This is a genomic window from Falsiroseomonas oryzae, assembly GCF_027856955.1.
GTDB classification, from domain to species: Bacteria; Pseudomonadota; Alphaproteobacteria; order Acetobacterales; family Acetobacteraceae; genus Falsiroseomonas; species Falsiroseomonas oryzae.
Window position 1 is genome coordinate 1 of sequence record NZ_JAPSMD010000982.1, and the last position, 628, is coordinate 628.

General features: G+C 73.9%; 1 protein-coding gene. It reads left to right on the plus strand.

Features of this window, described 5'->3' with window-relative positions:
- Window positions 1-502: PhnD/SsuA/transferrin family substrate-binding protein (locus OZN99_RS33080; protein WP_270939399.1), on the plus strand; the 502-nt coding region annotated here is incomplete at its 5' end.
- Between the last annotated feature and the right edge of the window lie 126 nt (window positions 503-628).

Here is a 628-nt window from a genome sequence, read left to right on the forward strand (position 1 = left end):
CCTGGCCTGGGCCGACCCGAACTCCACCTCCGGCTTCCTGGTGCCGCGCAGCGAGCTGCGCGAGGCCGGCATCAACATCGACACCTTCTTCAGCCGCACCGGCTTCGCCGGCGGGCACGAGCAGGCGGTGATCGCCGTGCTGAACCGGCAATACGACGGCGGCGTGACCTGGGCCTCCGGCATCGGCGAGGAGAGCCAGGGCTTCAGCCGCGGCAACCTGCGGGCCATGGTGGACAAGGAGATGCTGCGCATGTCCGACATCCGCATCATCTGGCGGTCCCGCCCGATCCCGAACGGGCCGATTGGCGTGCGCCGCGACCTGCCGGAGGCCTTCCGGGCCGACATGCGCGCCTTCCACCTGGCCCTGCCGGCGGCGCATCCCGACATCTACCGCGAGATCGAGCGCGGCACGGGCGCGGGCTACGCCGTGCGCGATCACGCCTTCTTCGAGCCGATCGTCGCCATGGCCCGCGCCGAGGCGGCGGCGCGTCGCCAGCGTTGACCCGGGGCGGGCCGTGGAGGCAGATGGACGCATGACGACCCTCGCGGCCCGCACCCGCCGGCAGGCGCTCGCCCTGCTCGGCCTCGCACCCTTCGCGCCGGCGGCGGCACAGTCGCCGCCGGCCTC